Annotated in this window: 26 protein-coding genes; 16 read left to right on the top strand and 10 right to left on the bottom strand. The window is 40.4% G+C overall.

The features are described 5' to 3' along the window. Nucleotides 1–4: 4 nt before the first annotated feature. The 3 genes from kbl to AC4PL9_RS07985 all read left to right on the top strand — a co-directional run bounded on the left by kbl (nt 5) and on the right by AC4PL9_RS07985 (nt 2880). Nucleotides 5–1192 (top strand): glycine C-acetyltransferase, encoded by a 1188-nt coding sequence (gene kbl, locus AC4PL9_RS07995; protein ID WP_491604258.1) that lies wholly within the window; start codon nt 5–7, stop codon nt 1190–1192. A 99-nt stretch (nt 1193–1291) separates the two neighbouring features. Continuing rightward, complete coding sequence (metF, locus tag AC4PL9_RS07990; protein ID WP_491604227.1) at nt 1292–2242, top strand: methylenetetrahydrofolate reductase [NAD(P)H]; 951 nt, start codon at nt 1292–1294, stop codon at nt 2240–2242. Between the two features lie 77 nt (nt 2243–2319). Beyond that, a complete protein-coding gene (locus tag AC4PL9_RS07985; protein ID WP_491604226.1) occupies nt 2320–2880 on the top strand; it encodes a hypothetical protein in 561 nt (186 codons plus the stop codon). 15 nt (nt 2881–2895) lie between these two features. Here the strand turns inward: AC4PL9_RS07985 and AC4PL9_RS07980 are convergent, their stop codons facing one another. Further along, complete coding sequence (locus tag AC4PL9_RS07980; protein WP_491604225.1) at nt 2896–3474, bottom strand: riboflavin synthase; 579 nt, start codon at nt 3472–3474, stop codon at nt 2896–2898. 5 nt (nt 3475–3479) lie between these two features. After that, a complete protein-coding gene (locus tag AC4PL9_RS07975; RefSeq protein WP_491604224.1) occupies nt 3480–6080 on the bottom strand; it encodes a T9SS type B sorting domain-containing protein in 2601 nt (866 codons plus the stop codon). A 177-nt stretch (nt 6081–6257) separates the two neighbouring features. Here AC4PL9_RS07975 and AC4PL9_RS07970 point away from each other — a divergent pair, with 177 nt between their 5' ends. From AC4PL9_RS07970 to AC4PL9_RS07925, 10 genes are all read left to right on the top strand, one after another. Continuing rightward, nucleotides 6258–7673: a leucyl aminopeptidase family protein gene (locus tag AC4PL9_RS07970; protein WP_491604223.1), complete on the top strand. Its 1416-nt coding sequence runs from the start codon at nt 6258–6260 to the stop codon at nt 7671–7673. After that, nucleotides 7663–8727, top strand: coding sequence for a 4-hydroxythreonine-4-phosphate dehydrogenase PdxA (gene pdxA / locus AC4PL9_RS07965; protein ID WP_491604222.1), 1065 nt, complete (start codon nt 7663–7665; stop codon nt 8725–8727). Before AC4PL9_RS07970 ends, pdxA begins: the two co-directional genes overlap by 11 nt. A gap of 53 nt (nt 8728–8780) precedes the next feature. Next, nucleotides 8781–9296, top strand: coding sequence for a YceD family protein (locus AC4PL9_RS07960; protein ID WP_491604221.1), 516 nt, complete (start codon nt 8781–8783; stop codon nt 9294–9296). 37 nt (nt 9297–9333) lie between these two features. After that, a complete protein-coding gene (gene rpmF / locus AC4PL9_RS07955; protein WP_343790725.1) occupies nt 9334–9525 on the top strand; it encodes a 50S ribosomal protein L32 in 192 nt (63 codons plus the stop codon). Nucleotides 9526–9552: 27 nt separating this feature from the next. Beyond that, on the top strand, nt 9553–10491 hold the full coding sequence (plsX, locus tag AC4PL9_RS07950) for a phosphate acyltransferase PlsX (protein WP_491604220.1): 939 nt from the start codon (nt 9553–9555) through the stop codon (nt 10489–10491). Then, a complete protein-coding gene (locus AC4PL9_RS07945; protein WP_491604219.1) occupies nt 10491–11480 on the top strand; it encodes a beta-ketoacyl-ACP synthase III in 990 nt (329 codons plus the stop codon). Before plsX ends, AC4PL9_RS07945 begins: the two co-directional genes overlap by 1 nt. Nucleotides 11481–11520: 40 nt before the next feature. Continuing rightward, nucleotides 11521–12033, top strand: coding sequence for an acetyl-CoA carboxylase biotin carboxyl carrier protein (accB, locus tag AC4PL9_RS07940; RefSeq protein WP_491604218.1), 513 nt, complete (start codon nt 11521–11523; stop codon nt 12031–12033). Nucleotides 12034–12072: 39 nt separating this feature from the next. Continuing rightward, on the top strand, nt 12073–13410 hold the full coding sequence (gene accC / locus AC4PL9_RS07935; protein ID WP_491604217.1) for an acetyl-CoA carboxylase biotin carboxylase subunit: 1338 nt from the start codon (nt 12073–12075) through the stop codon (nt 13408–13410). Between the two features lie 106 nt (nt 13411–13516). Next, nucleotides 13517–14395: an alpha/beta hydrolase fold domain-containing protein gene (locus AC4PL9_RS07930; RefSeq protein ID WP_491604216.1), complete on the top strand. Its 879-nt coding sequence runs from the start codon at nt 13517–13519 to the stop codon at nt 14393–14395. Between the two features lie 109 nt (nt 14396–14504). Beyond that, nucleotides 14505–16946, top strand: coding sequence for an ATP-binding protein (locus tag AC4PL9_RS07925; protein WP_491604215.1), 2442 nt, complete (start codon nt 14505–14507; stop codon nt 16944–16946). Here AC4PL9_RS07925 and AC4PL9_RS07920 read toward each other — a convergent pair. The 6 genes from AC4PL9_RS07920 to AC4PL9_RS07895 all read right to left on the bottom strand — a co-directional run bounded on the left by AC4PL9_RS07920 (nt 16943) and on the right by AC4PL9_RS07895 (nt 22266). Then, complete coding sequence (locus tag AC4PL9_RS07920) at nt 16943–18268, bottom strand: sigma-54-dependent transcriptional regulator (RefSeq protein WP_491604214.1); 1326 nt, start codon at nt 18266–18268, stop codon at nt 16943–16945. The two genes, AC4PL9_RS07925 and AC4PL9_RS07920, sit on opposite strands and share 4 nt — an antisense overlap. A 103-nt stretch (nt 18269–18371) precedes the next feature. Continuing rightward, nucleotides 18372–18686, bottom strand: coding sequence for a hypothetical protein (locus AC4PL9_RS07915; RefSeq protein ID WP_491604213.1), 315 nt, complete (start codon nt 18684–18686; stop codon nt 18372–18374). Between the two features lie 238 nt (nt 18687–18924). Next, nucleotides 18925–19902 (bottom strand): OmpA/MotB family protein, encoded by a 978-nt coding sequence (locus AC4PL9_RS07910; protein ID WP_491604212.1) that lies wholly within the window; start codon nt 19900–19902, stop codon nt 18925–18927. A 74-nt stretch (nt 19903–19976) separates the two neighbouring features. Further along, the gene (locus tag AC4PL9_RS07905; RefSeq protein ID WP_491604211.1) at nt 19977–21056 is read right to left on the bottom strand and encodes an alanine racemase; all 1080 of its coding nucleotides are present in this window, start codon (nt 21054–21056) and stop codon (nt 19977–19979) included. 2 nt (nt 21057–21058) lie between these two features. After that, nucleotides 21059–21532: a GNAT family N-acetyltransferase gene (locus AC4PL9_RS07900; RefSeq protein ID WP_491604210.1), complete on the bottom strand. Its 474-nt coding sequence runs from the start codon at nt 21530–21532 to the stop codon at nt 21059–21061. A gap of 266 nt (nt 21533–21798) precedes the next feature. Then, on the bottom strand, nt 21799–22266 hold the full coding sequence (locus tag AC4PL9_RS07895) for a MarR family winged helix-turn-helix transcriptional regulator (RefSeq protein WP_491604209.1): 468 nt from the start codon (nt 22264–22266) through the stop codon (nt 21799–21801). A 97-nt stretch (nt 22267–22363) separates the two neighbouring features. Here AC4PL9_RS07895 and AC4PL9_RS07890 point away from each other — a divergent pair, with 97 nt between their 5' ends. From AC4PL9_RS07890 to AC4PL9_RS07880, 3 genes are read left to right on the top strand one after another with little or no spacing between them, the layout of a single operon-like run. Continuing rightward, nucleotides 22364–22831: a DUF6495 family protein gene (locus AC4PL9_RS07890; protein WP_491604208.1), complete on the top strand. Its 468-nt coding sequence runs from the start codon at nt 22364–22366 to the stop codon at nt 22829–22831. Further along, nucleotides 22832–23392, top strand: coding sequence for a suppressor of fused domain protein (locus AC4PL9_RS07885; RefSeq protein WP_491604207.1), 561 nt, complete (start codon nt 22832–22834; stop codon nt 23390–23392). 2 nt (nt 23393–23394) lie between these two features. Further along, nucleotides 23395–24585, top strand: a complete 1191-nt coding sequence (locus AC4PL9_RS07880; RefSeq protein ID WP_491604206.1) for a sensor histidine kinase — start codon at nt 23395–23397, stop codon at nt 24583–24585. Here AC4PL9_RS07880 and AC4PL9_RS07875 read toward each other — a convergent pair. Both AC4PL9_RS07875 and yihA read right to left on the bottom strand, forming a co-directional pair. Further along, nucleotides 24582–25022 carry a YqaA family protein gene (locus tag AC4PL9_RS07875; protein ID WP_491604205.1) on the bottom strand — a complete coding sequence of 147 codons (441 nt, stop codon included), beginning with the start codon at nt 25020–25022 and terminating at the stop codon, nt 24582–24584. The genes AC4PL9_RS07880 and AC4PL9_RS07875 overlap by 4 nt on opposite strands. 3 nt (nt 25023–25025) lie before the next feature. Continuing rightward, on the bottom strand, nt 25026–25640 hold the full coding sequence (yihA, locus tag AC4PL9_RS07870; RefSeq protein WP_491604204.1) for a ribosome biogenesis GTP-binding protein YihA/YsxC: 615 nt from the start codon (nt 25638–25640) through the stop codon (nt 25026–25028). Nucleotides 25641–25756: the final 116 nt, after the last annotated feature.

The following is a 25756-nucleotide window of genomic DNA, read 5'->3' as shown; positions in this document are numbered from 1 at the left end:
TAATATGTACGGAAAAATGAAAGCACAACTCGATCAGGAGTTGAAAGAAATAAAAGAAGCAGGATTATATAAAAAGGAGCGTATTATTACCACGCCACAGGGAGCGTCCGTTAACGTAACTACGCAGGATGATGTTGTGATTATGTGTGCGAATAATTACCTGGGGTTGTCATCACATCCTGAAGTGATTCAGGCTGCAAAAGACGCTTTGGACTCTCATGGATTCGGGATGAGCTCAGTTCGTTTTATCTGTGGTACACAGGATATCCATAAAGAATTAGAACGTAAAATAGCAGAGTTTTACGGTACGGAAGATACTATTTTGTATGCAGCAGCTTTTGATGCAAACGGGGGAGTCTTTGAACCGCTTTTTACCGCTGATGATGCGATTATTTCTGATGAGTTGAATCACGCTTCCATTATTGATGGAGTGCGTTTGTGTAAGGCGCAGCGTTATCGCTATAAGCATAGTGATATGGCAGACCTTGAAGCACAACTAAAAGCAGCGCAGGCGCAGCGTAACCGGATTATTGTGACAGACGGTGTCTTCTCAATGGATGGTGATATTGCAAAAATGGATGAGATCTGTGCACTGGCTGAAAAATACGATGCGTTGGTAATGACAGACGAATGTCATGCTGCAGGATTTATTGGCAGAACAGGAAGAGGTGCGCCGGAATACCATGGTGTTCTTGACAAGGTAGATATTATTACGGGAACACTCGGAAAAGCTTTGGGTGGAGCAATGGGTGGTTATACTACCGGTCCGAAAGAGGTTATTGAAATGCTTCGTCAGCGTTCACGTCCTTACTTGTTTTCAAATTCTCTGGCACCTAGTATCGTTGGAGCGTCCATCAAAATCTTTGAGATCCTGAGTGCAACAACTGAGTTGAGAGATCGTCTGGAAGAGAACACAAAATACTTTAAGAAACACATAATTGAAGCCGGTTTTGATATTAAACCGGGAGACTCTCCTATCGTTCCTATTATGCTGTATGATGCGGCACTTTCTCAGAAGTTTGCTGACCGCTTGCTTGAAGAAGGTGTATATGCGATTGGTTTCTTCTACCCTGTGGTAGGAAAAGGGCAGGCGCGTATCAGAACCCAGATCTCAGCAGCTCATACACGGGAACATCTTGACAAAGCAATCGCAGCATTTATAAAAGTAGGAAAAGAACTAGGAGTAATATAGCATTCCTCCTCTAATGGTTAATGAGTTGGCAGTTCGGTATAAATGTCAATTCATTAACTTTATATTTGCACATTCGGGTATTGAAAACAGTGCACTTTAATGAAAGTAATAGATCATATTAACAACGCGAAAGAAACTCTTTTTTCGTTTGAAATTCTCCCGCCACTAAAGGGAAAAAGTATTCAATCTATCTATAACGGGATAGATCCTCTGATGGAGTTTAAACCCAAATTTATCAACGTAACTTATCATAGGGAAGAATATATGTATAAGGAGCGGGGACAGGGATTACTGGAAAAAGTTTCGATCAGAAAACGCCCGGGGACTGTTGGTATTTGTGCAGCTATTATGAATAAGTACCAGGTAGATGCTGTGCCCCACCTTATTTGTGGTGGATTTTCAAAAGAAGAGACAGAGAACGCGCTGATAGATCTTCAGTTTTTAGGAATTGATAATGTATTGGCTTTGCGTGGCGATTCCATCAAAACTGAAAGTAACTTCCGGGCACATCCCGAAGGGCACTCGTATGCGGTTGAATTGGTGAGTCAAATCGTTGATATGAACAAGGGAAATTACTCCATTGAAGATATTAAACTGGAACCGACGGATTTTTGTATTGGAGTGGCAGGGTATCCTGAGAAACATTTCGAAGCAATGAATCTTCCGACTGATTTGCAATACCTGAAAGAGAAAGTAGATGCGGGAGCTGAGTATATCGTGACACAGATGTTTTTCGATAATAAAAAATACTTTGACTTTGTAGAGAAGTGTCGTCAGGCAGGAATTACAGTTCCGATAATTCCGGGACTTAAGCCAATTAAGACGATGGCACATATCTCATTTCTGCCCAAGTTCTTTCATATTGATTACCCGGAAGAGCTATCAGCCGAATTACTGAAATGCAAGACAAATGCAGATGTAGAAAGATTAGGAATTGAATGGGGAGTTCACCAATCCAGGGAATTGAAAAAGGCGGGTGCACCATGCATTCATTATTATACAATGAGTAATTCTTCATCCACAGAGGTGATTGCCAGAGAGGTGTTTTAGTCTGCTAATAAATTCCTACATTTGGCAATTGTGCTCAGTTAGCACGATTTTTGTAGCATTAAAATAAAACAGAGTTCATGAAATATCTGCTGTATCTTGTGTTGTTAGGGGTAGTTTTACCAGTTATGGGACAAAAGTCACCTGTTCCGATAAAAGGGGTCGAAAGCCTTTTGATTATTGGCAAAATCGACAAGCCGGATGATCGGTATGCTGTTGAAGTAAACCTGACCAAATTTTTTGCGCAGTTCGGCATGAATGTAAAACCTTCATTGAACTATTCTAAAGTAGGGAATTCGGTGGATGATTTGGGTTCTGATTCGTTGAATCAGGTACTGAAAACAAAGGGGATTAAGGGATATCTTTTGATTTCGGTAAGAGGATTTGATCGAAAGTTCAAACCGAGAGAGAACTTTCCTGTTACGTTAACAGAAGCGTTGGAAGAGGGACATCTTTATCCGATCTTTCAGGAAGAAATGAGCTCTGTCACATTTGAGTTTATGTACTTTGAAGACGGGCAGTTCAAAGGGTACGATATACTGAGATTAAGTGGAACTTCCTCACGGGCACAAGTATTCGAAAAATTACAGAAAAAACTGGAAAAGAAATTAGCAGGTTGGGCGGAAAAGCCACAGCAATAGAATCTTTTTAGGTTGTTACTGAGGCATTAAACGCGCTACATATTTTCCGATAATATCAAATTCCAGATTTACTTTGTCACCGACTTTTAGTTCGTGAAAGTTGGTGTGTTCGTAAGTGTATGGAATAATACAAACAGAAAAACCGTTGTCAGTTGAATCAACCACGGTAAGACTTATCCCGTTGATCGTTACAGAACCCTTTTCCACTGTTTTTTCATTTCCTTCATACTTGAAAGTGAATTTCCAACTCCCATCCTGATCCTCTATCGCTGTACATTCGGCAACTTTATCAACGTGCCCCTGTACAATATGTCCATCCAGACGATCCCCGAGTTTCATGCATCGTTCAAGGTTCACTTTATTCCCGGGATTCAGATTTCCCAGATTCGTTTTATCCAGTGTTTCTTTTATAGCGGTAACTACGTACGTGTCATTTTCTATAGAAACAACTGTCAGGCAAACACCATTGTGTGCCACACTTTGATCAATCTTTAACTCATTGGTGAAGTCAGCGGATAGCGTAAAATGAACGTTTTCCTGATCCTTTTCAATGTGTTTTACTTCCCCAAGCTGTTCTATAATTCCTGTAAACATAAATCTTAATTCCCGTTAAAGACATGGACAAAACCATGTAAATCCATAAACTGTTCTCCTGACAAAGTTAGGAAATACACGCGACAAGTGTAAAAATAGACGCCTTCTGTTACTGTTTTTCCTTTTTTAGATTCTGTTCCGTCCCAATTGATAAGCGGGTCTTGCGTTTCAAACAATATCTGCCCCCAACGGTTAAAGAGCCGGAATTCAACATGATCGATAAATTTATAGGGGAGTTGCGGATGGAAGATATCATTAATTCCATCCCCATTATTGGTAATAACATTGGGAAGTGTGTATAGTGGTTCGCAATGTTCAACACAGATTTTGTTTGAAGGTAAACTTTCGTTGTTGTAAGGAATTGAATCCAAAGCCGTGACATAATAACACCCAGGTGTTCCCTGCGGAAGAAAGTGAGCGTAGTCCGTATGTTGATCTCCTTCTATGATTTCTAGCAAAGAAGGTTCTTGCAGAGAATCCGGACTGAAGTAAACGGCGTATCGGGTTACATCATCCGAACAGCTTTGATTGGGGTTACTCCAGGAGAGAAAATTAGTAGAGGCATCACAATCACTTAGTAATGTCAACGAAGGTGAACAGGGAGCTGTGTAATCATAGGGTGCGGCACAAACTTCCTGTGACCAGTTAACCAAAGGACGAATAACAGAAGGCAAACTGTAACTTCCGTAGGTCTTTACCTTGTAGCAATAAAGCTGCTGATTGACCAGTCCCGTGTCAACAAATTCTGTCCCGTAAACTCTTTCTATCATCGTAAATATACCACTTCCCGGAGAAGATTCCCTGTAAACATCTGTGCTGTCTATTTGCCAGGAAGTATTAGTTGTCCAACTCAATTCAAGTTGATTGTCGTTTGGAATAATGGACAAGAAGCTACTGGATGACGATGCTCCTGAACCTACAATGGCTCCGTTATTTACCAATTCAATTCGGTAGCGATAACCGTTGGCAGCAGTATTCAGAGTTGTTTCTGTAAACAAAGTATCGCAATCCTGAAGCGCAGCTTCTGTAGTTGTCTGAAAAACAAGTTCTTCTGGATAGTTTTCTGCAATACTACGATATAAATTGTAGGAATAAGGTCCTGGAAATTGTAAGGGATTTAAGTCCTTGGGGTGGGTCCATCGGATAGAATCAGAACCGCTAGATACATCCGTACTGGTAATGGTCACATGGGTTAGGATAGGAACCGCGAAATCCAGTTGAGAACAGTTTGTCTCGGAGGAGCAGCTTTCAATACCATTTTCAAATACAGCTGTTATGATATAGCAGTATCGATTACCGATTATAAGTTCGTCCGTGTCGGTATAGGAGTTGGTTTCACTTGTTCCGATTTGTTCGAAACCACTTCCTGAAAGAAAACCTGGAGAACAGCAATTATCATCGATTACAAGGGAATCAGTATTTCTGTAAATCGAATAATGATGTATTTCATCACAAAAATAATCGTCCCAGTTGAGTTCCATTGAAGTGCCTGAGGGAGTGACTACAAGTCCCGTGACGGGAGGTGCATTAACAGTTATATTCCAGACTTTCATGTCTCTGAGCGAGACATCTTGCGCGTTGTCTGATACTTCGAACAGAACGTTGTACGGTGAATTTCGTATTGCAGCACAATCCGGTGTCCAGCTGAATGTCCCGATAACAGATGATTGAGCAGGAACAGAAGAGAACAGAGCCGGTGAGCTTTCTAACTGGAAGGGGACTCCTTCGGCAGTCATTTGCAATGTCTGACCCAAATCTGAATCTGTTGCCGTGACAGGCCTTGTGAGATGTGTACCTGCCTGTATACAGGTATCGGCAATATCAGTAATCTCCGGAGCTGCATTGTTACAAGGCGCAACAGTGAGTTGCATATCTACGATAACAGATCCAATTCTGACCCCGTTTCTCCATTCTGTGACCAAAATAGCCAGATTATATTCTCCGATAATAGCCGGACTGTCCCAAATAATTGTTCCCGTCACCGGATGAATGGACATTGTTCCGCCACCTACCATTTGTGGGTATTGATATACCTGGGGGATAGCAAAATCAGCACAGTTTTCACCCTTACAAGGAATAAGTGAGTAAGACAAACTGTCTTCATCTGTGTCAAATGCCGCCAGGTTATACACCCATGGTTGATTCATGCAAGCAATCTCCGGACAGGGACAGTTCGAAAATTGAACTGAATTATTAGGGGACAGAAAGGGTGAGATGACAAGTACGGACTGAATACAAAAGATCTTTTCTACAGAATTGGAAATATTAATAATTCCCATATTCCGATTGGGGTCTTCAACCTGAATTGTGAAAGTTCCCGGTCCACTGAAGGTATGAATACCTCTGTAAAGATTCTCTTGGGTATCCGTTACTGGATCAGGAATTTGTGAAATTCTCGGAATCGTGTCACTGTCTCCGTCTCCGTAATTGATCTCCAGTTCCGGACGGTCTGCTTCTGCGGTGAGTTTGGTACAGGTCTTAACAGTGAACTCGTATGTGTTTCCGTATAAATGACGATAGGTTATTTCGCCCATACGATTATGAGTAGAATACCCCCAGAAGTGTAGCATAGAACAAATCAGAAGTAGTACCTGTCGCAAACTCATAAGGTGAAAATACAACAAACTTGGAAATAATTCATAGTAATGCGATTACAAATAAAGTTGCATGCAATAATTTAAATGACCGACACGATAAGCAAAATAAATAACGGATTGAATTCTCTCGGAGGTCAGACCTGTGGTTTGGACACTTTTGGTTAACTTTACCTAAATTTTTTTCAGATGCGACCGGAAATATATAGTAAGCAAGTAGCAGATAAAACAGCATGTCAGGTGATTTTGCTGGATGAGAGAGGTGTAGATGCAATAAAAATGGAAAAAATTCCATCGGAAGTAGTTGCATTTTTGAACGAATTTTCCGGATCAAAAGAAGATTTTGACTTTGTGAAAACAGGTAAGCAATGGATTTTTGTTGCCAAAGTTAAATCGGATTCGGAGAAGAACAGAATGTATGGATATCAGGTTCGAAAGAAACTTGAAAAAGCAGTTGAAGAAATTGAAATAACTGGTGCTGAAGGAGCTACTATTGAAGTAGCAGAGGGTCTGGCATTAGCAAATTACCAGTTTCTTAAATACCGGTCAGATAAGCAGGAGAAAGAGTTCTCTCTCCGGAAAATTGCAGTGTTAGGCGGAAATGAACAGGAGATTGAAGTCGTAAACAATACGATCCGTGCTGTGTACTGGTCGAGAGATCTGGTAAACGAGCCGCATAGTTATCTTACAGCTACTCAATTGAGTCACGAGATAGAGGAAAAACTAGCTCCTGTCGGAGTCCATGTAACGGTACTGGAAAAGCACCAAATAGAATCATTGAAACTTGGAGGGCTGATAGCTGTGAATCTGGGGAGTGAAGAACCACCCACTTTTTCGGTAATAGAATATAAGCCCGATACAGCTGTTAACACTCAACCCATTGTGCTTGTAGGAAAAGGGATTGTGTATGATACAGGAGGGTTAAGCCTTAAGCCTACTGCGCACAGCATGGATATCATGAAAAGTGATATGGGAGGTGCGGCCTGTATGGTCGGAACCATGTTGTCAGTAGCGCTGAATAAATTACCCGTTCATGTTATTTGTATTATCCCGGCAACCGATAATCGTCCGGGGAAAAACGCCTATGCTCCCGGAGATGTTATCACCATGTACAATGGTAAAACGGTAGAAGTCAAAAATACGGATGCAGAAGGTAGGATGGTGTTGGCAGATGCACTGTCTTATGGAGATAAATACAGTCCTGAACTTGTAATTGATGCGGCAACATTAACCGGTGCTGCTGTGCGTGCAATTGGAACGCGGGCTGCTTGTGTGATGGGAAATGCTTCACAGGAAGTGATTGATAATTTGGTTGCTGCCGGGAATCAAGTGCATGAACGTCTGGTTCAACTTCCTTTTTGGGATGAGTATGCTGAGGAAATGAAGTCTGACATTGCCGATCTGAATAATCTTGGTGGTCCTCATGCCGGAATGATTACTGCGGGAAAGTTTTTAGAGCACTTCACAAAAAATCCATACATTCACATCGATATAGCCGGTCCGGCATTTTTAGAAGCTGAAGATGGGTATCGAGGAAAAGGAGGAACCGGTACAGGAGTCCGTTTATTAACAAAATTTTTAGCAAATTACGCAGATGGAAAATAGACAACCCGTTCGGGTAGGAATCAGTATAGGAGATGTTAACGGTATCGGACCGGAAGTGACAATCAAAGCTCTTTCAGATAACCGAATTCTGCAAGACTGTTCAGTTGTTATTTATGCATCGACACGAACGCTTTCATTTTATAAAAAAGCGATTAAGGAGCATGATTTTCAGTATCAATCGATTAAAACAGCGGATCAGATAGATCCACGTAAAATCAACGTGATCAATTGTTGGGGTGATGATTTAAAAATCGAACCGGGGCAAAAAACAGATGCAGGGGGAAAGCATGCATTCCTTTCTCTGGAGGCTGCTACAGCGGATCTGGCTGCTAATAAAATTGATGTTTTGGTAACAGCACCTATCTCCAAAGAGACTATTCAGAAGGCAGGGTTCCAGTTTCCGGGTCATACGGAATATCTGGCTGACATGTCCGGGGTAGCTGAAGCTTTAATGATGATGGTGTCTGAGAATTTGCGTGTTGCTTTGGTCTCTTCGCATATTGCTTTAAAGGAGGTTCCTGAACAACTGACAAAAGAGAAGATTCTGAATAAGATCAAAGCACTAAATGCATCGTTAAAAAGAGACTTTAAAATTGTCCGCCCGAAAATAGCTGTCCTGGGGCTTAATCCGCATGCAGGTGAAAAAGGAGCCATGGGACAAGAAGAGTCTGAGGTTATTACACCGGCAATACAAGCGGCCAAGCAGGAGGATATTCTCGTTAATGGTCCTTTTCCGGCAGATGGATTTTTTGGTTCAGATGCCCGTAAGCACTACGATGCTGTGTTGGCTATGTATCATGATCAGGGGTTGGCGCCGTTCAAAGCACTTGCATTTGATTCGGGAGTGAACTTTACTGCTGGATTACCTGTGGTAAGAACTTCTCCTGATCACGGGACTGCTTTTGATATTGCCGGAAAGGGAATTGCCTCCGAAATGTCAATGCGAAGTGCGATTTATCTGGCAGTAGATATATACAGAAACCGTGAATTTATCAGGGAGATTGAAGCGAATCCGCTACAGTCACAACCACAAAATAATAAAGGGAGGGATTAAATGTGTTTGATTTCAGTTTATTTTCTTACCTTTGCCGTCCAATTTTTTGAACAGTGAAAAGTTCATTGCGTAATTATGATGTTCAATTTTCAGGGTTAAAAGATGGTTTACATCAGGTTAGCTTTGATGTTGGTGCTGAGTTCTTTGAGAATTTTGAGTATTCCCTGATTGAATCAGGAGAAGTGCTAATCGACATGGAGTTGGATAAGAAGCCAAACATGTTGACAACACGTTACAAAGTCAAAGGGGTTGTGAATACAACCTGTGACAGATGTGTAGCTCCGTTGGAGCTGCCGGTAGAAGGAGAGTTTAAACTGGTGTTTAAGTTCGGGAAAGAACAGTCGGATAATGAAGAATTGATTGTTTTACCGCCTGAAGCTTATATGTTGGAAATGGCTCCTTATTTCTATGAATTCATTAATGTCTTGCTGCCTGCGCGAAAAGTGCATAAGGAAGGTGAGTGTGATGAAGAAATGGTAACGTTGATTAGCCAATATTCAATCAATAGTTCCGATCCTGATGATGAAGATGATTTTGAGGACGATTGGGACGATGACGAAGAAGAATAAAAAGTATTTGTAGATTTGTATATAAAAATAAAGTAAAATGGCACATCCTAAGAGAAGAACTTCGACCACGAGAAGGGACAAGAGAAGAACCCACTTTAAGGCAACTGCTGCGAATATCGCAACATGTCCAACGACGGGTCAGCCACACTTGTTCCATAGAGCATTTTGGCACGAAGGAAAACTTTACTATAAAGGTAAAGTAGTAGCTGAGAAAGAAGTAGCTGTATAATTTTTGCAGCTGAATACGAGATTCCAGATGAGGATTGGAATAGATATTATGGGAGGAGATTTCGCTCCTGATGCGAATATTGCAGGAGCTTATCTCGCCCTGAAAGATCTTCCGGAGGATTGTCGTATTGTATTTATAGGCGACGAAGAAATCGCCCGTAAACAAATTGCCGGGTTAGGAGAGGATCCTGACAAGGTAGACTTTGTACATGCTCCGGAGGTGATCACAATGAGTGATCACCCGACCCGTGCATTGCCGAAAAAGCCGAATAGCAGTATTGCTGTAGGTTTTGAGTTGCTGGCGACTCAAAAGATTGATGCTTTTGCCAGTACAGGAAATACAGGTGCAATGCTGGTAGGGTCTATTTATAAGATAAATGCAATTCCGGGGGTGATTCGACCCTGTATTACATCCACACTTCCCAAACTTACAGGAGGAGAATCCATTCTTTTGGACGTGGGGGCAAATGCGGATTGTAAACCGGATGTCTTATACCAGTTTGCAATTTTAGGTTCACTTTATATGAAGCACGTAAACGGGATCGAAAACCCGCGTGTTGGATTGCTGAATATTGGTGAGGAACCTGAAAAAGGGAACCTGCTGACTACAACTACACACAAACTACTTCAGGATTCGGATGATTTGAATTTTGTCGGAAATATTGAAGGACGAGATTTGTTTACCGATCACGCAGACGTTATTGTTTGTGATGGGTTTACAGGTAATGTGGTTCTGAAAACAGCCGAAGGATTTTATTCACTTCTTAGAAAAAGAGGAGTGGAAGATGAGTATTTTAACCGTTTTAATTACGAAAATTACGGTGGTACTCCTATTTTAGGTGTGAACGGAACAGTAGTTATCGGTCATGGAATTTCCAACGATGTTGCGGTGAAGAATATGATTCTGCACACCGCAAATGTAGTAGGTTCTGATTTGTCGAAGAAAATTAAAGAAGCTTTTAAATAATGGGAAAGATTACAGCAGCAATTACAGGTGTTGAGGGATATGTTCCTGAGCATGTGATGACAAATGAAGATTTGTCAAAAATTGTGGATACGTCTGACGAGTGGATTCGCACAAGAACGGGTATTCGTGAAAGGCGTATTATGAGAGACGGTTCTACATCTGATATGGGTGCCGCTGCTGTAAAGAATTTACTGGAAAAGAAAAATATCGATCCATTGGATATTGATCTTGTGATTTGTGGTACGGTTACTCCGGACTACCCTTTCCCAAGTACGGCAAATATCATTTCTGATAAAGTAGGAATGAAAAATGCCTGGAGTTTTGATGTCATTGCGGCCTGTTCAGGCTTTATATACGGACTGTCCATTGGTGCACAATTCATTGAAACGGGAAAACACAAGAAAGTATTGGTAATCGGGGTCGATAAAATGACCTCGATATTGGATTATCAGGATCGTACCACTTGTGTTATTTTTGGTGATGGTGGTGGAGTCGCATTACTGGAACCAAATACTGAAGGATTGGGGATCATCGATAGTATTATGCACAGTGACGGAGCAGGAAGAAATTACCTGTTACAACCGGGAGGTGGTAGCGTTGCGCCTGCATCGCATGAAACAGTAGACCAGAGATTACACTATGTAAAGCAGGAAGGGAAACAGGTGTTCAAGTTTGCTGTTACAAATATGGCAGAAGTTTCTGCACAAATCATGGAGAAAAATAACCTGACAAGTGATGATGTAGATTGGTTGGTACCACACCAGGCTAATCTTCGTATCATTGATGCGACAGCATCACGTATGGGGCTTCCTCCTGAAAAAGTTATGGTAAACATAGATAAGTACGGTAATACAACTGCTGGTACACTTCCGCTTTGTTTGTGGGATTGGGAAAGTAGGTTGAAAAAGGGTGATAACCTGATTCTTTCTGCCTTTGGAGGTGGATTCACATGGGGTGCTATCTATCTGAAATGGGCCTACAATTCGTAAAAACATTTTGTATATTTATCCAACCAAATAATAGAGTATTATGAATTTAAGTGAGATTCAGGAACTTATAAAGTTTGTTTCGCGCTCAGGTGTTACCGAGGTAGAAATCGAACAAAAGGATTTTAAGATAACAATCAAATCAGAAGGCAAAAAGTCGAAGAAAGAAGAGCAAACTATCGTTCTTCAACAAGCTCCGGTTGCCACACCAGCACAGATTGCTGCAGCACAAGCTCAACCCGTTGCCGCGGCTCCGGTTGCAGCTCCTGCACCTGCTGCTGAAAAGCCAGCTGCACCTGCTGAAGATGACTCGAAATTGATTACTATTAAGTCACCAATGATCGGTACGTTCTACAGAGCTCCTGGTCCTGGTAAAGATAACTTTGTAAACGTAGGGGATACAATTAAGGCAGGTGATGTAGTTTGTATTATTGAAGCAATGAAGTTGTTTAACGAAATTGAGTCAGAAGTTGCCGGAAAAATCGTGAAAGTACTGGTTGATGATGCTACTCCTGTAGAGTACGATCAGCCTCTTTTCCTGGTTGAGCCTGCATAAGAAAAGACTCATTTTTTTGTTGAACCAACGTCATTCACTATGTTTAAAAAAATATTAATTGCCAACAGAGGTGAAATAGCTTTACGTGTTATAAGAACATGTAAAGAAATGGGTATCAAAACCGTTGCAGTATATTCAACTGCTGATAAAGACAGCTTACCCGTACGGTTTGCAGACGAAGCAGTTTGTATCGGTCCCGCAATAAGTTCACAATCTTACCTTTCTATTCCTAATATCATTGCAGCTGCTGAAATAACCAATGCAGATGCTATTCACCCAGGATATGGATTTCTTTCGGAGAATGAGAAATTTTCGAAAGTTTGTCAGGAACATGGAATCAAGTTTATCGGTGCACTTCCCGAGCAGATTGCCGGTATGGGAGATAAAGCTACCGCAAAGGCGACCATGATTAAAGCAGGAGTACCTTGTATTCCCGGATCAAAGGGGTTGTTGAAAGACCTAGCTGATGCTAAGAAAGTTGCAAAAGAGATTAAATATCCGATTATTCTTAAAGCGACTGCCGGTGGTGGTGGTAAAGGAATGCGTATTGTCTGGGCTGAAGAGGATATAGAAGCAGCCTGGGATTCAGCGCGTCAGGAAGCAGGAGCTGCTTTTGGTAATGATGGAATCTACATGGAGAAGTTCATTGAAGAACCTCGCCACATTGAGATTCAGATTGCAGGAGACCAATACGGAAATGTCTGTCACCTTTCGGAACGGGATTGTTCTATTCAGCGTCGCCACCAGAAACTAGTGGAAGAAACGCCAAGTCCCTTCATGACAGATGATCTGCGTGAGCGAATGGGACAAGCTGCTATTCAGGCTGCTAAGGCTGTGAAATACGAAGGTGTTGGTACGGTGGAGTTCCTTGTGGACAAAAACCGTGACTTCTATTTTATGGAGATGAATACACGAATCCAGGTTGAGCATACCATTACGGAAGAAGTAATCAATTTTGACCTGATCAAAGAACAGATCAAAATTGCAGCAGGAGAAAAAATTTCAGGTAAGAATTACTATCCGCAGATGCATGCCATCCAGTGTCGTATTAACGCTGAGGATCCGGAAAATGATTTCCGTCCTTCTCCCGGTAAGATTACTTCCTATCACTCTCCCGGAGGACATGGAGTTCGTCTTGATACGCACGTATATGCTGGATATACAATTCCACCAAACTACGATTCAATGATCTCAAAGCTGATCGTTGTAGCACAAACAAGAGAGGAAGCTATTCTTAAAATGAAGCGTGCTCTTGATGAGTACATCATCGAAGGAATTAAAACAACAATTCCTTTCCATAAAAAGCTGATGGATAATGAAGATTTCCGAAAAGGGAATTTTACTACCAAATTTATGGAAACATTTGATTACAAATAGTATAATCTAAGTATAGGAAAAACGGGATGTCAACAGATATCCCGTTTTTTTGTTTTTGTACTAATAAATTTTTCTACATTTAGATAAATTCACCAAAACCTTCGAAATGAGAAGCTATTATTTGTTACTTCCGGTTCTTCTATTCACGCTTGTAGTCTCTTGTAAAAAGGAAGAAGAAGTCATAGAAGAACCTGTTCAGGAACAGTTAGATCCGACTGTTTCGTATGACTTAACTGATGTTGCCTACGGATCAGATCCGGAGCAGGTAATGGATATATATCTGCCGGCAAATCGCTCAGTGGAGAGTACGCAGGTGTTTTTCCTTATTCATGGCGGAGGATGGAGTGCAGGAGATAAAGAGAACTTCCAGAGTACCTTTAATGCGTTGAAATTTGTGTATCCGGATTGTGCTATTGTTAATATGAACTACAGATTAGCTACGAATAGTAGTCCGGGATATCCGAAGCAAATAAACGATGTAGAAAAGGCCATTCAGTTTATTTTTAGTGGTAAATATGATCTTGCGCATGAGATTTGCTTTTTTGGGAATAGTGCGGGAGGCCATCTTGCGATGCTATACGCGTATAAGTTTGATGATGAGGGGTACATAAAAGCAATTTGTAATACGGTTGGTCCGGCTGATTTTACAGATCCCTCTTATACCAATGAACCTGATTTTGAATATGGACTGATAAGTCTGGTAGGGCCTGTAACTTACGATCAGAACCCAGCTTTGTATCAGGAAGTAAGTCCGGTATACCACATTACGCAAAATGCTCCGAAGACCTTGTCTTTTTATGGTGATCAGGACCCTTTGGTTCCGGCAACGCAAGTGACAATTCTTCACAATAAATTATCGGATGTCTCCGTATATAATGAGTGGACATTGTATGCGGGAGAGGGACATGGTAACTGGAATTCCACGAATGCAAATGATTACCAGACAAAAATCATCAGTTTTATTACGAATCATTTTATCCATTAATCTTCGGTTTTTCTAAAATTCTGCCCGTTTTTTCCTAAAATCGACTGTTTTTACATTTTTTGGGAAAAGTACTTCCTCTAAACCTCTATTTTTAAGGTAAAATTGGTTTTTGAAGGAAAAGGGAAATTTTATACAATCTGTTGGCGGTAAGTTAGCCATAGCTTTCTTGTTTGTACTTACACTTTCTTTAAGTTTATGGTTAGTGAACCGGCAGGCATTTCATCGGATGAACGATGTAGTTGCGCGGTTGACGGAGCCGGATGCCCGACAGGATTCCCTCATTGCTCTCAGAGATAGAATGGTGGTGCTGAACGATATGTATCGTCAGGAAGCATTATCAGGAAGAAGAGATATTTCAGAAGAGTTTTCAGAGGAACTGAAAGAAATTTATGCCCGCTTGGATAAGCTGACAGATGCATTCGAAAATCAGCCTCAGCAATTAGATCGTTTATTGAAGATCGATTCCCTTTTCCGTATTCGCGAGAAATTATTTGAGCAATACCTGAAAACGCGCTACAGTTATATCCATAATGGAATTGTAGACCGGCAGTTTGAGGCGCTGGCAGAAGAAGTAGAAAAGAATAAGCTTAAAATAGACAGTAATATTGTTACAACAACCACCCGAACAAAAACCTTAACCTACGATTATACTCTTCCCGAAGAGGAAGAAGAGAAAAAAGGCTTGTTTAAGAGAAGGAAGAAGACAGAAGAGAAGATTGAGGAGCCAAAAGTTTTGGTAGAAGAATATACGGAAGTTCAGGTGGACACCCTTTCCACAACACACCAAAGAGATAGTATTCTTGAAACCATTCGTGTGTCATTTGAAGAAGCGGAAAGGGAACGGAGATTTAACCTGAATTATCTCAATAAACAGGAACATTTATTAATTACCAGTAATGAGACTGTTTATGGAGGTCTGATGCAGCTTCTGGATGATGTAAAAAGGCAGAATGAGAATCTGATGACGCAGGATCAGAAAGAGTCTATTGAAATTGCCCGTGATACGATTGGATTCAACCGGGGACTAATGATGCTTTTTACTATCCTTACCTTTCTGCTTATTACATTGGTAATCCGGGATATTTTCCGGATGAATAGCTACCGAAAAGAACTTGAAGAAGCCAAAAAACGAGCTGATTTCCATAGCGAAGCGAAGCAACGATTCCTTGCAAATATGAGCCATGAGATACGCTCACCCCTGCAGTCGATTATTGGTTTTTCGGAATTGGTCATGAAAGAACGACCCGAAGAACATACCAAAGCAATTTATCAATCATCGAAACACTTGCTTCAGGTTGTAAATGAAGTATTGGATTATTCCCGTATTATTTCTAATCGTCTTGTGATAGAAGAAAAAGAAATGAACCCGGAGCAGGTTATTGCTGAAATAGATGATTGGATGCGATTACAATGTCAGCAGAAGGGTATAGAATGGAGATGTACGTATCGGAATGAGCATGAAAAGAAAGGTATACTTTCAGATCCTTTCAGACTTCGTCAGATTCTTATAAATCTTTTAAGTAATGCCCTGAAATTTACCGAAAAGGGTGAAATAGCTCTTGGCGTTACAATTAAAAGAACCGGACCAGGTTCTGCGAAATTGATTTTGCAGGTGCATGATACAGGAGTAGGAATGAAACCGGATGATAAAGACAGAATTTTCAACCAGTTTGAACAATTGGATAATGCTTCGGTACATTCGGGAACCGGATTAGGGTTGAGTATTGTCAGTCAGTTGGTACGCCAGATGAAGGGAAAAGTGGAAGTCGAAAGTGAACCGGGTGAAGGGAGTTGTTTTAGTATCGAATTGTACGTAAGAGTTGCTGAACTTATTGATCTGCCTGAGGAAAAGGTGAAAGACGAGACTCAGGATTCAGATCTGGAAGTATGGGTCATAGATGATGATTCGTTTATTCTAAACCTGTGTAGAAAGCTATTGGAAGACAGGGTAGGTCGGGCAAGATTCTTCAACGCACCGGAAGATATATTGCATGCGTTAAATACAGCGCATCCTGACGTGATTTTGGCCGATATACGGATGCCTGGAATGAGTGGTATTGAATTGTGTCGGATTATCAGAGAAAGAACAGATCGAGTGCGTCTTATTGCTCTTACTGCCCAGGTTTTACCTGAAGAAAAGGAGATTGTATTGAGAAGTGGTTTTGATGCGATTGTTTTGAAACCGTTTACAGCAGAGGAACTTTACGCTGTACTTGAAAATAAAGAGCGTACGAACGAAAAGTTTGAATTATCCGCCTTGAGAGAGATGTTGAGTAGCGAAGAGGAACTGGAGCTCGTAATTCAACAATTCTATCAAGATACCAGACAGGATTTGGATGGGTTGGAAACAGCACTTTCCCAAAAGAAACGGGAAGATATCCTGTTATTAGTGCATCGTCTGGCTGGACGTTGTGCACAAATGGGATTAAAAGAGCTGGCAGGAAAGTTTCGCGTATTGGAAGCAGAAGAAAAGTATCTGACTGACGAACAACTAAGACATAGAGTTATTACACTGAAGGGACTGACCATTCAGATAATGGAAGCAAATTAACCATCAATTTCGTATTTCTCCATCTTATTGTAAAGCGTTTTTCTGTCAATATTCAATAAGCGGGCAGCTTTGGATTTGTTATACCGGGTTTGTTCAAGAACCTGAATAATCATTTCCTTTTCCGTACTTTCCTGTGTTTGTTTTAAATCTGTTTCTTGTTCCTGGTGGCGGAGAGCGAACAGCATTTCATCAGGGATTAATTCGGGACCAATTACAGAAGATGTACTCAACAGAACCATGCGATTAATTACATTTTTCAATTCTCTCAGGTTTCCTGGCCAGTCGTATCGTTTCAATGTCACCAGAGCTTCGGGAGAAATCTGTCGTACCTCGCGATTCAGTTCGGAATTTGCCATTTGGATAAAATGCGTAATGAAAAGATCTAGATCGGTACCTCTTTCGCGCAAAGCTGGCATTTGAATTTTGAACCCATTGATGCGATGGTAAATATCTTCCCGAAAATCACCTTCTTCAACTTTTTGCATCAGATTCTCATTCGTAGCGGTAATCAGACGTAGATCGACAGGAATTGTTTTTGAACTGCCCAGAGGTTGAATAATTCGCTCCTGAATGACGCGAAGCAGTTTTACCTGTACATCATAACTGAGGTTCCCGATCTCGTCCAGAAAGAGAGTCCCTCCGTTTGCCTCTTCCATTAACCCTTTTTTGTCGGTTAATGCACCGGTAAAAGCGCCTTTTATATGTCCGAATAATTCACTACCAGCAAGATCTTTTGAAAGCACACCGCAGTCGACAGCAACGAAAGGCTCTCCGGAACGATTACTTTGATCATGTATAGACCGTGCGATATGTTCTTTTCCCGTACCGCTCTCCCCGATAATCATTACAGAAAGTTCTGTAGGAGCAACCAGTTTTACATGTTCATACAGTTTTTTTGATACTTTACTTTCTCCCTGGATGATAGATTGAGAAACGGAAGGTTCCGGTTTTCGAACCTCAATTTTTTTCCGGAGGGCTGCCTGGATGACCATCATTAATTCGTCCGGATTAACTGGTTTGATAATATATTCGAACGCGCCTGACTGAATAGATTTAACGGCTGTGCGGACATCGTTGAACCCGGTAATGATTATAGTCGGAGTAAAAGGAATTTCTCCTCCCATTTCGCGGATAAGTTCAAGACCATTTCCGTCAGGAAGTCGATAATCGAGTAGTAAAAGATCAAAACGTTCGTTCCTCAACTGTTCTAATCCTTTTTGTATACCGGAAACAGCTGTTACTTCAAAGCCCTTTTTTTTGAGAAAGCTCGAAATAATAGTTGAAAAAGTAACGTCGTCTTCAATGAGTAATATTTGTTTCACGGACCAATATTTGGATGTACTATAAAAGTAAAAAAGGCTGGACAAATGCCAGCCTTCTTTAAGATATTTTAGGAAAATATCTTACTCTACACACTATTACTGCCTACTTCACTTCCTGCCCCTGCTCATCCAGCATTACTGTCATTGTAGAGGCATCTTCTTTTACAAGCTCTACTTCGTAGTACGCTTTTTCGCCTTGTACAAGGAAAGCTTGCTTTATTGTTGTTCCGGCATACGCATCGGATGAAAGAACTTTTTTCACTGCTTCAGGAAGTTCTTCAGCTTTTACTGGAGTTTTGTCCTGCTCTTCTTCCATGATACGTACCTGGTTTGTAATTGCTTCAGTGTTTGTGTTTACCGCTGCAAAAGAAATTCCTGTTAAAGCTACTGCTGCTACTGCTATAATCAACTTTTTCATAACTATTATGTTTTAAATGTTTACGCTTTACCATAGTGAGAAAACCGTGCCATGAAAAAATGGAATAGCAGGAAAAACATAATTTTTCGCTTGTAAATAATTGTTTTATAGGTTTTTGTGTGTATGTGATTGTTTTTGGTATAAGCGGAAAAGTGTTTCACAAAAACAAAAAAACTGTGGAAAATTTCCACAGTTTGTAGAGATGTTCCCCAAAAACAGGGGCAGTTATGAAGTGAGTTTACTCATTCAGAAGTTCCATAAGCTCATTGAGTCTCGGCGAAAGGATAATCTCGGTTCTACGATTCTGAGCTTTTCCCTGTGTTGTCTCATTAGATGCTCTCGGCGAGAACTCTCCTTTACCAGAAGCTGTAAGTCGTTTAGGTTCCAAATTGTATTTGTCTGCAAGAATACGGACAATTGAAGTTGCGCGAGCAACGCTTAAATCCCAGTTGTCAGCGTACTGAGCTGTTTTGATAGGTACATTGTCCGTGTGCCCTTCGATAAGAATGTCAAAATCCTGATTTTTTTCCAATACACGGGCAACAATTTCTAAAGCTTCCTGACCCTTGTTTTCAACAGCGGCACTTCCTGACTTAAAAAGCAGCTTATCTGACATAGATATGTATACTTTCCCGTTTTTGATCTCGACGGTAAGTTCATCTGAATTGAATCCGAGCAAAGCATTTCTCAGGATGTCATTCATGCGTTTTGCAATAGAATCCTGTCGGGCAAGCTCTTGCTGTAGTTCATGAATAGCCGCTTCCCGTTCCAAAAGTAGTTGCTCTTTTCTGGATAATTCTTGCTCTTTAACTTTCAAACGCTCGTTGTATAAGTGAGCCTGGGTGTAGCTATCCGTAAATAAATTCGAATATTCTTTTTGTAGTTTAATTTGTTCTTTAGTGAGAGCCTGATTCTCTTCTGTTAATTGCTGATTGCTCTCTTCAAGGTTTAGGATAGTATTTTTGAGAACACTATTGTGAGACGAAAGGGAGGCTATTTCTTCATTAAGAGTCAGTACAGAATCCTGCAATTCCTTGTTCTCGCTTTCATAGCCTGAAATGCGATCACATAATTGATCCCGTTCTTCTACAACGGCCATTAGCCGATTACCTGCAGCAAACCTTTCCGGACGATCTTCCCCACATTTGTAAACGGTTCCGCAAGAACCCAGGAATAACAAAGAGGAAGCAGATAAAATGAATACATTATTTTTCACTGTTTTATCTTTTTTTGATTCTGCTTAAAAGTACTCAAAAAGAGACGAAACAGGTACGTATCAACAGGAAAATATCAGGAAGGATCTTCTACCACAACTTTTTCGATATAAAAAGAGTTTAATAATCGTAAAGCAGCCATATATTCAACACGGAACTCAATGGTGCTTCCAATTGTATATCCCGGGTCTGCCGGAATTTCTACAACAAGCATATCCGAACTTGCTGCTCCTATTTTGATCTTCGGATTAATAGGGAACAGAAAATCGGGGTTCACATCCAGGATTCCGATATCAACTATTGCGCGGTGAACAGTCTGTCCGTAATCTTCTTCCTCGAAAGAAAACTGTTCTCCACTCGGATTAGTTGCTAATTCTCCAAAGGGAACTTTGGGCTTATCTGTAATTTCAATGATTTCTGCTTTTAATCTGAATACATCATTGCGCATTTCAGGGATGATTTCACCGGTAAAAAGATTATTCCCGAAATACAATGTTTCTCCAATTCTGAAGTGATTGTTAGAGGCTGGGATTTGCTGTCTGAATAGCAGAGGAAGTACAACAGAGGTACCACCCGATACCCATTCTATTTTTTGTCCGAATTTGGATTCAATAAGTTGCTTATATAATCCCAGTTGTACCAACTTATCACTTGAAGGCATAACACCGTGCAAACAGTTCAGATTAGTTCCAAGACCAATGACATGAATATGCTCCAGTTCAAAAATAGATGCATAGAAACTCATAAGATCATCACCCATAACTCCTTCGCGAAGGTCACCCATTTCGATCATAATAAGTACATTATGAATCTTATTCTGTCGTTTGGCTTCTTCATTCAACCAAAGAATGGTTTGTAACTCCGAGTTACAGGAAACGTCTGCGTATTGAACAATTTTACGTATCGATCTCTTCGCAGGAGGTTTAATATAGATCGTCCGGATATCCGGATTAATCTTTTTAATACGTTCAAGATTAGTAACTCTTGAGTCAGCAACTTCTTGTACGCCTAAGTCAACCAGTTCTTTCAGAAAAGATTTGGTTCCACACAGGAGTTTACTAACGATCGCAAATTGTATATTGTTTTTCTCAAAAAGAGTTTTGAGATATTCGTAATTGCACCTGAGTGCAGTTTTGTTAAGAATAAACTGGGCCACTGTTATTCATTTTCGTATCTCATTTCGAGATAGCGGTAGTTAAAACCTATTTTTTCAAATAATTTTCTGGCAGGGTTATCCGGCTCAACATGGAGAGCCAGGCCGCCTTTAGCAAGCCGTTGTGTTTTTTTCAGAATGCGGGAACCAATTCCCTTGTTTCTGAAATCCCTATGAACGGCGATATAAACGAGCGTATTAGAAGGGATATATCCCCGCATCGCAGTCGTGTTTACAACACTTGCACCAATAAGTTTTCCTTTAAATTTGGCAAGTATGGCAAATCCTCCCGTACCTGCACTTTTATTAAATGCATATTCGAGACTGGATTGGATAAATTCAGGAGTATCACTATACTCTCCAAGTTGACTGGACAGAAAACCAGTGATTTCTACCATTTCTAAAAGTGTAGGAACACTTAGTTGGTGAAGAACCTCATAGTCGACTTGCAACTCATTGGTTACTCCTGAGTTATTCATAGTTTTGATTTTAAATGCAGCCTGATTTTGTTAATCGCCACAACTTCTCGTGATGTTTTTTGGCTTTTTCTGAGAGTTTAGGTGCTTTTTTGGTTTTTCCTATTCTTGCGTTTAATCTTGAATTTGAGTTTTGTTTACTTTTTCTGTTGGACATTTAAATATGATATTTTGTTTGTATACGTACAAAAGTAGTGAAATGTAACGTATTTTCCAAATTTTATCCAGATTATCAGTTGATAAACGAGATGTTTCTGTCCCAATTTCTGTTAAACATACAAGGGACCAATCTCATTTTCATCCTCGTTGTCATTTATTTCCATGAGTCGTTCAATAAGCTCCAGCGCATTACGTAATTCACCCACTTTTTCAGGGGTCATGTTCTCCAGTTTACGTGCAATCTTTTCATGGATAAGTTCAGGAGAGTTGTTGAGGAGCCTTTCTCCCGATACGGATAACGTGATAAACGGAGCCCTCTTATCAGCAGGATTGTCAATTTTGTGTATAAGTCCTTTAGCAGTGAGACGCTGCAATATTCCCGTAACGGTGCTGGCGTTTAGCTGAAGGAATAATTTGATTTGCTTGGGGGTTGCTCTGAAGTCGGGTTGAGACTGAAGGAATCCAAGGCAAAGTAGTTGTGGTATACTGACACCAAAACGTTTGTCAATCCGTTTACTTTCAAGGTGAACGGTGCGTACTATTTTCCGGATGCTTAATAAGATATCAGTACTCTTCATAAATCAGATTATTTTTCAGAATTATTTGAGGTAAAATTATTTTCGTGTACAAATAAAGTACAAATTTTTCAATCCAAAACTTTCCTACCTTTGCAGTATGCGATACAGAATGCTGAAAGAGGATGAATTGATCCACTTTGAGGATGAATTGAAACAGTTTCTAATAATCAACGGGGTCAGTGCAGAAGACTGGGAACGTTTGAATAAAGATGAGCCGGAGAAAGCAATAGAATTAGTTCGGTTGTTTTCCGAAAGCGTTTTCTCACAATTGATGGAGCGAATCACGCATCTTGAACACAGGGGTTCGAAGCAGTTACTGCTGTTCTCTTGTGAGAAAAATAGTATTAACCTGATTGGTCTTCGGAGCGAAGCTCCTGAGGTAGATTTTTCTACAACAGATAATATTCACAAGAGTTTACAATATCATGCGGATAAAATTGTCTCTTTTCGACAAAGCAAACCTTATGCTAAAAAACGGGAAGAAGAACTGTTTGAAATGACGGAGAAAGGTTGTTTAAAGTCTTCTGTTGTATTCTTTGAAGCAGTACTTAAAATGGTAGAATAGATGGCTCTTGAAATAAAAAACATTGAATCGAAAAATGGAGTTGATTTACAGCTGATCAACTGGGAGGAAGTAAGAGATTTTCGAATTCTTGCTACGAGCGGATTATCCGAAATTATAAAAGAGCAAGGAGTTGAGGAAGATAAATCTTTTGAACTTTTCTTTTGTTTGCCGTCTTATTGGTTATTGGAGGAACTGGAGAATCCCAGGTTTAACTGGGTGATTAACTGGTTGTTTCGGTTTTCGGATTACCTGGTGAAGAATAAAACGTTTTTTGATCACGGTCATACCATAGCAGCTGGAAATCCGCCTGAGCCTCTTTCGGAAACGATGAAACAAACCTATTTTATGTTTTCGGAACCGATTGCCACGGCTCCATTGTTTAAAGGTCAATTGGAAGGAAAGAAGTACCTCGCAGTTATTCCATTGTTTCAGGATGAATTTGACTATAAAGTTGCAAAGGGAACATTCAAACTGGAAGATAAGTTCAGACAAAAAGGAAACTCGGAAGTATTGGATGATTTTAGAACCTCTTCGGTTAGAAAGAAATATTATATCTTCTGATTATGTCCTTGTTTACCCCAAAAACAGCCAATTTTCAGGACTTTTATGAAAAAGGTCGTTTTCTACTTGTATGGAGACTGAATGTTGTTTTTGTATTCATTTTTGCTATACTTTCTCTTTTTTATCTGGATGGAAACCCATTGATGCTCAGCTTTTACATCGGGTCGTTTCTGGTTTCCCTGATAACCTTGCTAATTTTATACAAATGCAGCGGGTTCTATAAAACAGCTTACTGGATTTTTAATATTTCTGCGAGTATTATTGTTTCCGTATCAACCATTTATGTGCAGGAGATTCTGCATTATGCGGATTTGATCTGGATGATTTGTATCGTGACCTTTGCTTTTGTTGGTTCCGGGAAAAAAGCGGGTGTCTTTTTCCTGATCTATCATATCGGACTGCTGGTCTGGTTTATCCTTTTTGGTCTGAATGCGAATATTGAAGCACTGATACTGCATAATCGCACGCAGGTCTTCGCCCTATTAATTGAAGTAGTGGTATCAGTTCTTGTTTTTGGCTATCTGATTCATCAACACCTCATTTTTCAGGACTATGCCAGAAACAAGCTGATTGAGATCAATCAGGAATTGATGCGAAAGAATGAAACCAATTCTTTTTTGCTGCGCGAAGTACATCACCGGGTAAAGAACAACCTTCAGATTATTGTAAGTATGTTGAAAATGCAGCGGGATGATCTGAGCTCCGAAGAAAGCCAACAGAATTTCTCCGATGCGATTAACCGGATAATGATCATGTCTCTGGTACATGATAAGTTGTATAATGAAAAGGCTCTTTCAAGCTCGGATTTGAGAATTTATGTCAATGATCTTGTAAATGACATTGTTCGTTTGTCGCGGGACGTGTCCAAAGATATTAATGTGAAAGTTGTTTGTCAGCTTCACGAAACAGGAGCGAAAACGGTTGTGCCTCTTGGTTTATTGCTCAACGAACTATTGACAAACTCCTTTAAGCATGCTTTTCTTGCTACATCGGAAGGAGAAATAGAGATTCGGATAGAAGATAGGGAAGGAGGGAGATTTACATTGATGTATTCAGATTCAGGTAACTGGAAAGAAAGTTCCCATTTTGGTTTCGGACTGGAGTTGATAGAGCTTCTTACCGATCAGATGGAGGGAGAATTACATCGCGAAGGAAGTCGTTATGAATTTACGCTTACGAAACTGGAGGATTAAGAAAAATAAGCCCAGATTAGCCAAAGTACAACATAGCGCAATAACTTTACTCCTATTATAACCAGAAATGAAGGGATAGGTCGTGTTCTGAAGAAACCCATCGCTAATGTTAACGGATCACCAATGATGGGTAACCAGGATAGAAGTCCTGTCCAATGACCGTATGTGCGAATTCGTTCACGAACGGAGACTAGTTTTGCTTCTGAACTCCCGAAAACTTTGATCCATTTAGGGTTTCCCAGTCTTCCGATGAAATAATTGAGAATACTTCCTCCTGAATTCCCGGCAGTAGCTACAAAAATTACACTTATCGGATCGTACCCCAGAATGAGGTAGGTGATAAAAACAGCTTCAGAAGCGAGTGGTATAAGCGTAGCTGCCAGAAATGTCATGAAAAACAATCCTGCCAGTCCCCAACTCAGATACTCGTGAGTCATCGATTAGTTACCGAAAGCGTTTCCGATATTCTCGTTGAGCTGATCAATATAATTCAAAAGTTTTTCTCTTCCGAAAGCAGACTCCGAGGAAGTAGTAAAAACGGGAGGCATTTCTTCCCAGACTTTTAACATTTCCTTCTTATAAGCAGCCATGTTTTTCTGGAGCGCAGAGCTGGAAAGTTTATCAATTTTTGTAAATACCATTGCAAATGGAATTCCTTTAATTCCACACCATTCCATAAATTCCAGATCAATCTTCTGAGGTTCCAATCTGCTGTCAATCAGTACAAATGTTGTGATCAGATTCTCACGTGTGTTCAGGTATTTCTGAATAAACTCCTCCCATTTCTTCCGTTCGGATTTTGAAGCTTTTGCAAAACCATATCCGGGAAGGTCAACCAGATACCAGTTGTCATTGACCAGAAAATGATTGATTAATTGTGTTTTTCCGGGTCTTCCTGAAGTTTTGGCTAGTTTGTTCTGCTCGGTTAACATGTTAATCAATGAAGATTTACCAACGTTTGAACGACCAATAAACGCATATTCGGGCATATCGGGTTTCGGACAATTCTCCGGTTTGGTATTGGAGATAACAAACTTAGCAGACTTAATTTTCATGGGTACACGAATTTTTTACAAAGTTAGGATTTTTGATACGTGAATACCTTCTATTTTGCGGAATAATCAAAAACACCAGACAAAAGGATTGGTTATCTTTGTGGGGCTAATTGAAA

The organism is Wandonia sp. (genome assembly GCF_984588085.1).
Note: the sequence above shows the minus strand (reverse complement) of the source record. Positions and strands in the feature narration are given on the sequence as shown.

Excerpts from the sequence above, each read along its gene's own strand:
- kbl (WP_491604258.1), top strand. The coding sequence starts at position 5 with ATGTACGGAAAAATGAAAGCACAACTCGATCAGGAGTTGAAAGAAATA.
- metF (WP_491604227.1), top strand. The coding sequence starts at position 1,292 with ATGAAAGTAATAGATCATATTAACAACGCGAAAGAAACTCTTTTTTCG.
- AC4PL9_RS07985 (WP_491604226.1), top strand. The coding sequence starts at position 2,320 with ATGAAATATCTGCTGTATCTTGTGTTGTTAGGGGTAGTTTTACCAGTT.
- AC4PL9_RS07980 (WP_491604225.1), bottom strand. The coding sequence starts at position 3,474 with ATGTTTACAGGAATTATAGAACAGCTTGGGGAAGTAAAACACATTGAA.
- AC4PL9_RS07975 (WP_491604224.1), bottom strand. The coding sequence starts at position 6,080 with ATGAGTTTGCGACAGGTACTACTTCTGATTTGTTCTATGCTACACTTC.
- AC4PL9_RS07970 (WP_491604223.1), top strand. The coding sequence starts at position 6,258 with ATGCGACCGGAAATATATAGTAAGCAAGTAGCAGATAAAACAGCATGT.
- pdxA (WP_491604222.1), top strand. The coding sequence starts at position 7,663 with ATGGAAAATAGACAACCCGTTCGGGTAGGAATCAGTATAGGAGATGTT.
- rpmF (WP_343790725.1), top strand. The coding sequence starts at position 9,334 with ATGGCACATCCTAAGAGAAGAACTTCGACCACGAGAAGGGACAAGAGA.
- plsX (WP_491604220.1), top strand. The coding sequence starts at position 9,553 with ATGAGGATTGGAATAGATATTATGGGAGGAGATTTCGCTCCTGATGCG.
- AC4PL9_RS07945 (WP_491604219.1), top strand. The coding sequence starts at position 10,491 with ATGGGAAAGATTACAGCAGCAATTACAGGTGTTGAGGGATATGTTCCT.
- accB (WP_491604218.1), top strand. The coding sequence starts at position 11,521 with ATGAATTTAAGTGAGATTCAGGAACTTATAAAGTTTGTTTCGCGCTCA.
- accC (WP_491604217.1), top strand. The coding sequence starts at position 12,073 with ATGTTTAAAAAAATATTAATTGCCAACAGAGGTGAAATAGCTTTACGT.
- AC4PL9_RS07930 (WP_491604216.1), top strand. The coding sequence starts at position 13,517 with ATGAGAAGCTATTATTTGTTACTTCCGGTTCTTCTATTCACGCTTGTA.
- AC4PL9_RS07915 (WP_491604213.1), bottom strand. The coding sequence starts at position 18,686 with ATGAAAAAGTTGATTATAGCAGTAGCAGCAGTAGCTTTAACAGGAATT.
- AC4PL9_RS07900 (WP_491604210.1), bottom strand. The coding sequence starts at position 21,532 with ATGAATAACTCAGGAGTAACCAATGAGTTGCAAGTCGACTATGAGGTT.
- AC4PL9_RS07895 (WP_491604209.1), bottom strand. The coding sequence starts at position 22,266 with ATGAAGAGTACTGATATCTTATTAAGCATCCGGAAAATAGTACGCACC.
- AC4PL9_RS07890 (WP_491604208.1), top strand. The coding sequence starts at position 22,364 with ATGCGATACAGAATGCTGAAAGAGGATGAATTGATCCACTTTGAGGAT.
- AC4PL9_RS07885 (WP_491604207.1), top strand. The coding sequence starts at position 22,832 with ATGGCTCTTGAAATAAAAAACATTGAATCGAAAAATGGAGTTGATTTA.
- AC4PL9_RS07880 (WP_491604206.1), top strand. The coding sequence starts at position 23,395 with ATGTCCTTGTTTACCCCAAAAACAGCCAATTTTCAGGACTTTTATGAA.
- AC4PL9_RS07875 (WP_491604205.1), bottom strand. The coding sequence starts at position 25,022 with ATGACTCACGAGTATCTGAGTTGGGGACTGGCAGGATTGTTTTTCATG.
- yihA (WP_491604204.1), bottom strand. The coding sequence starts at position 25,640 with ATGAAAATTAAGTCTGCTAAGTTTGTTATCTCCAATACCAAACCGGAG.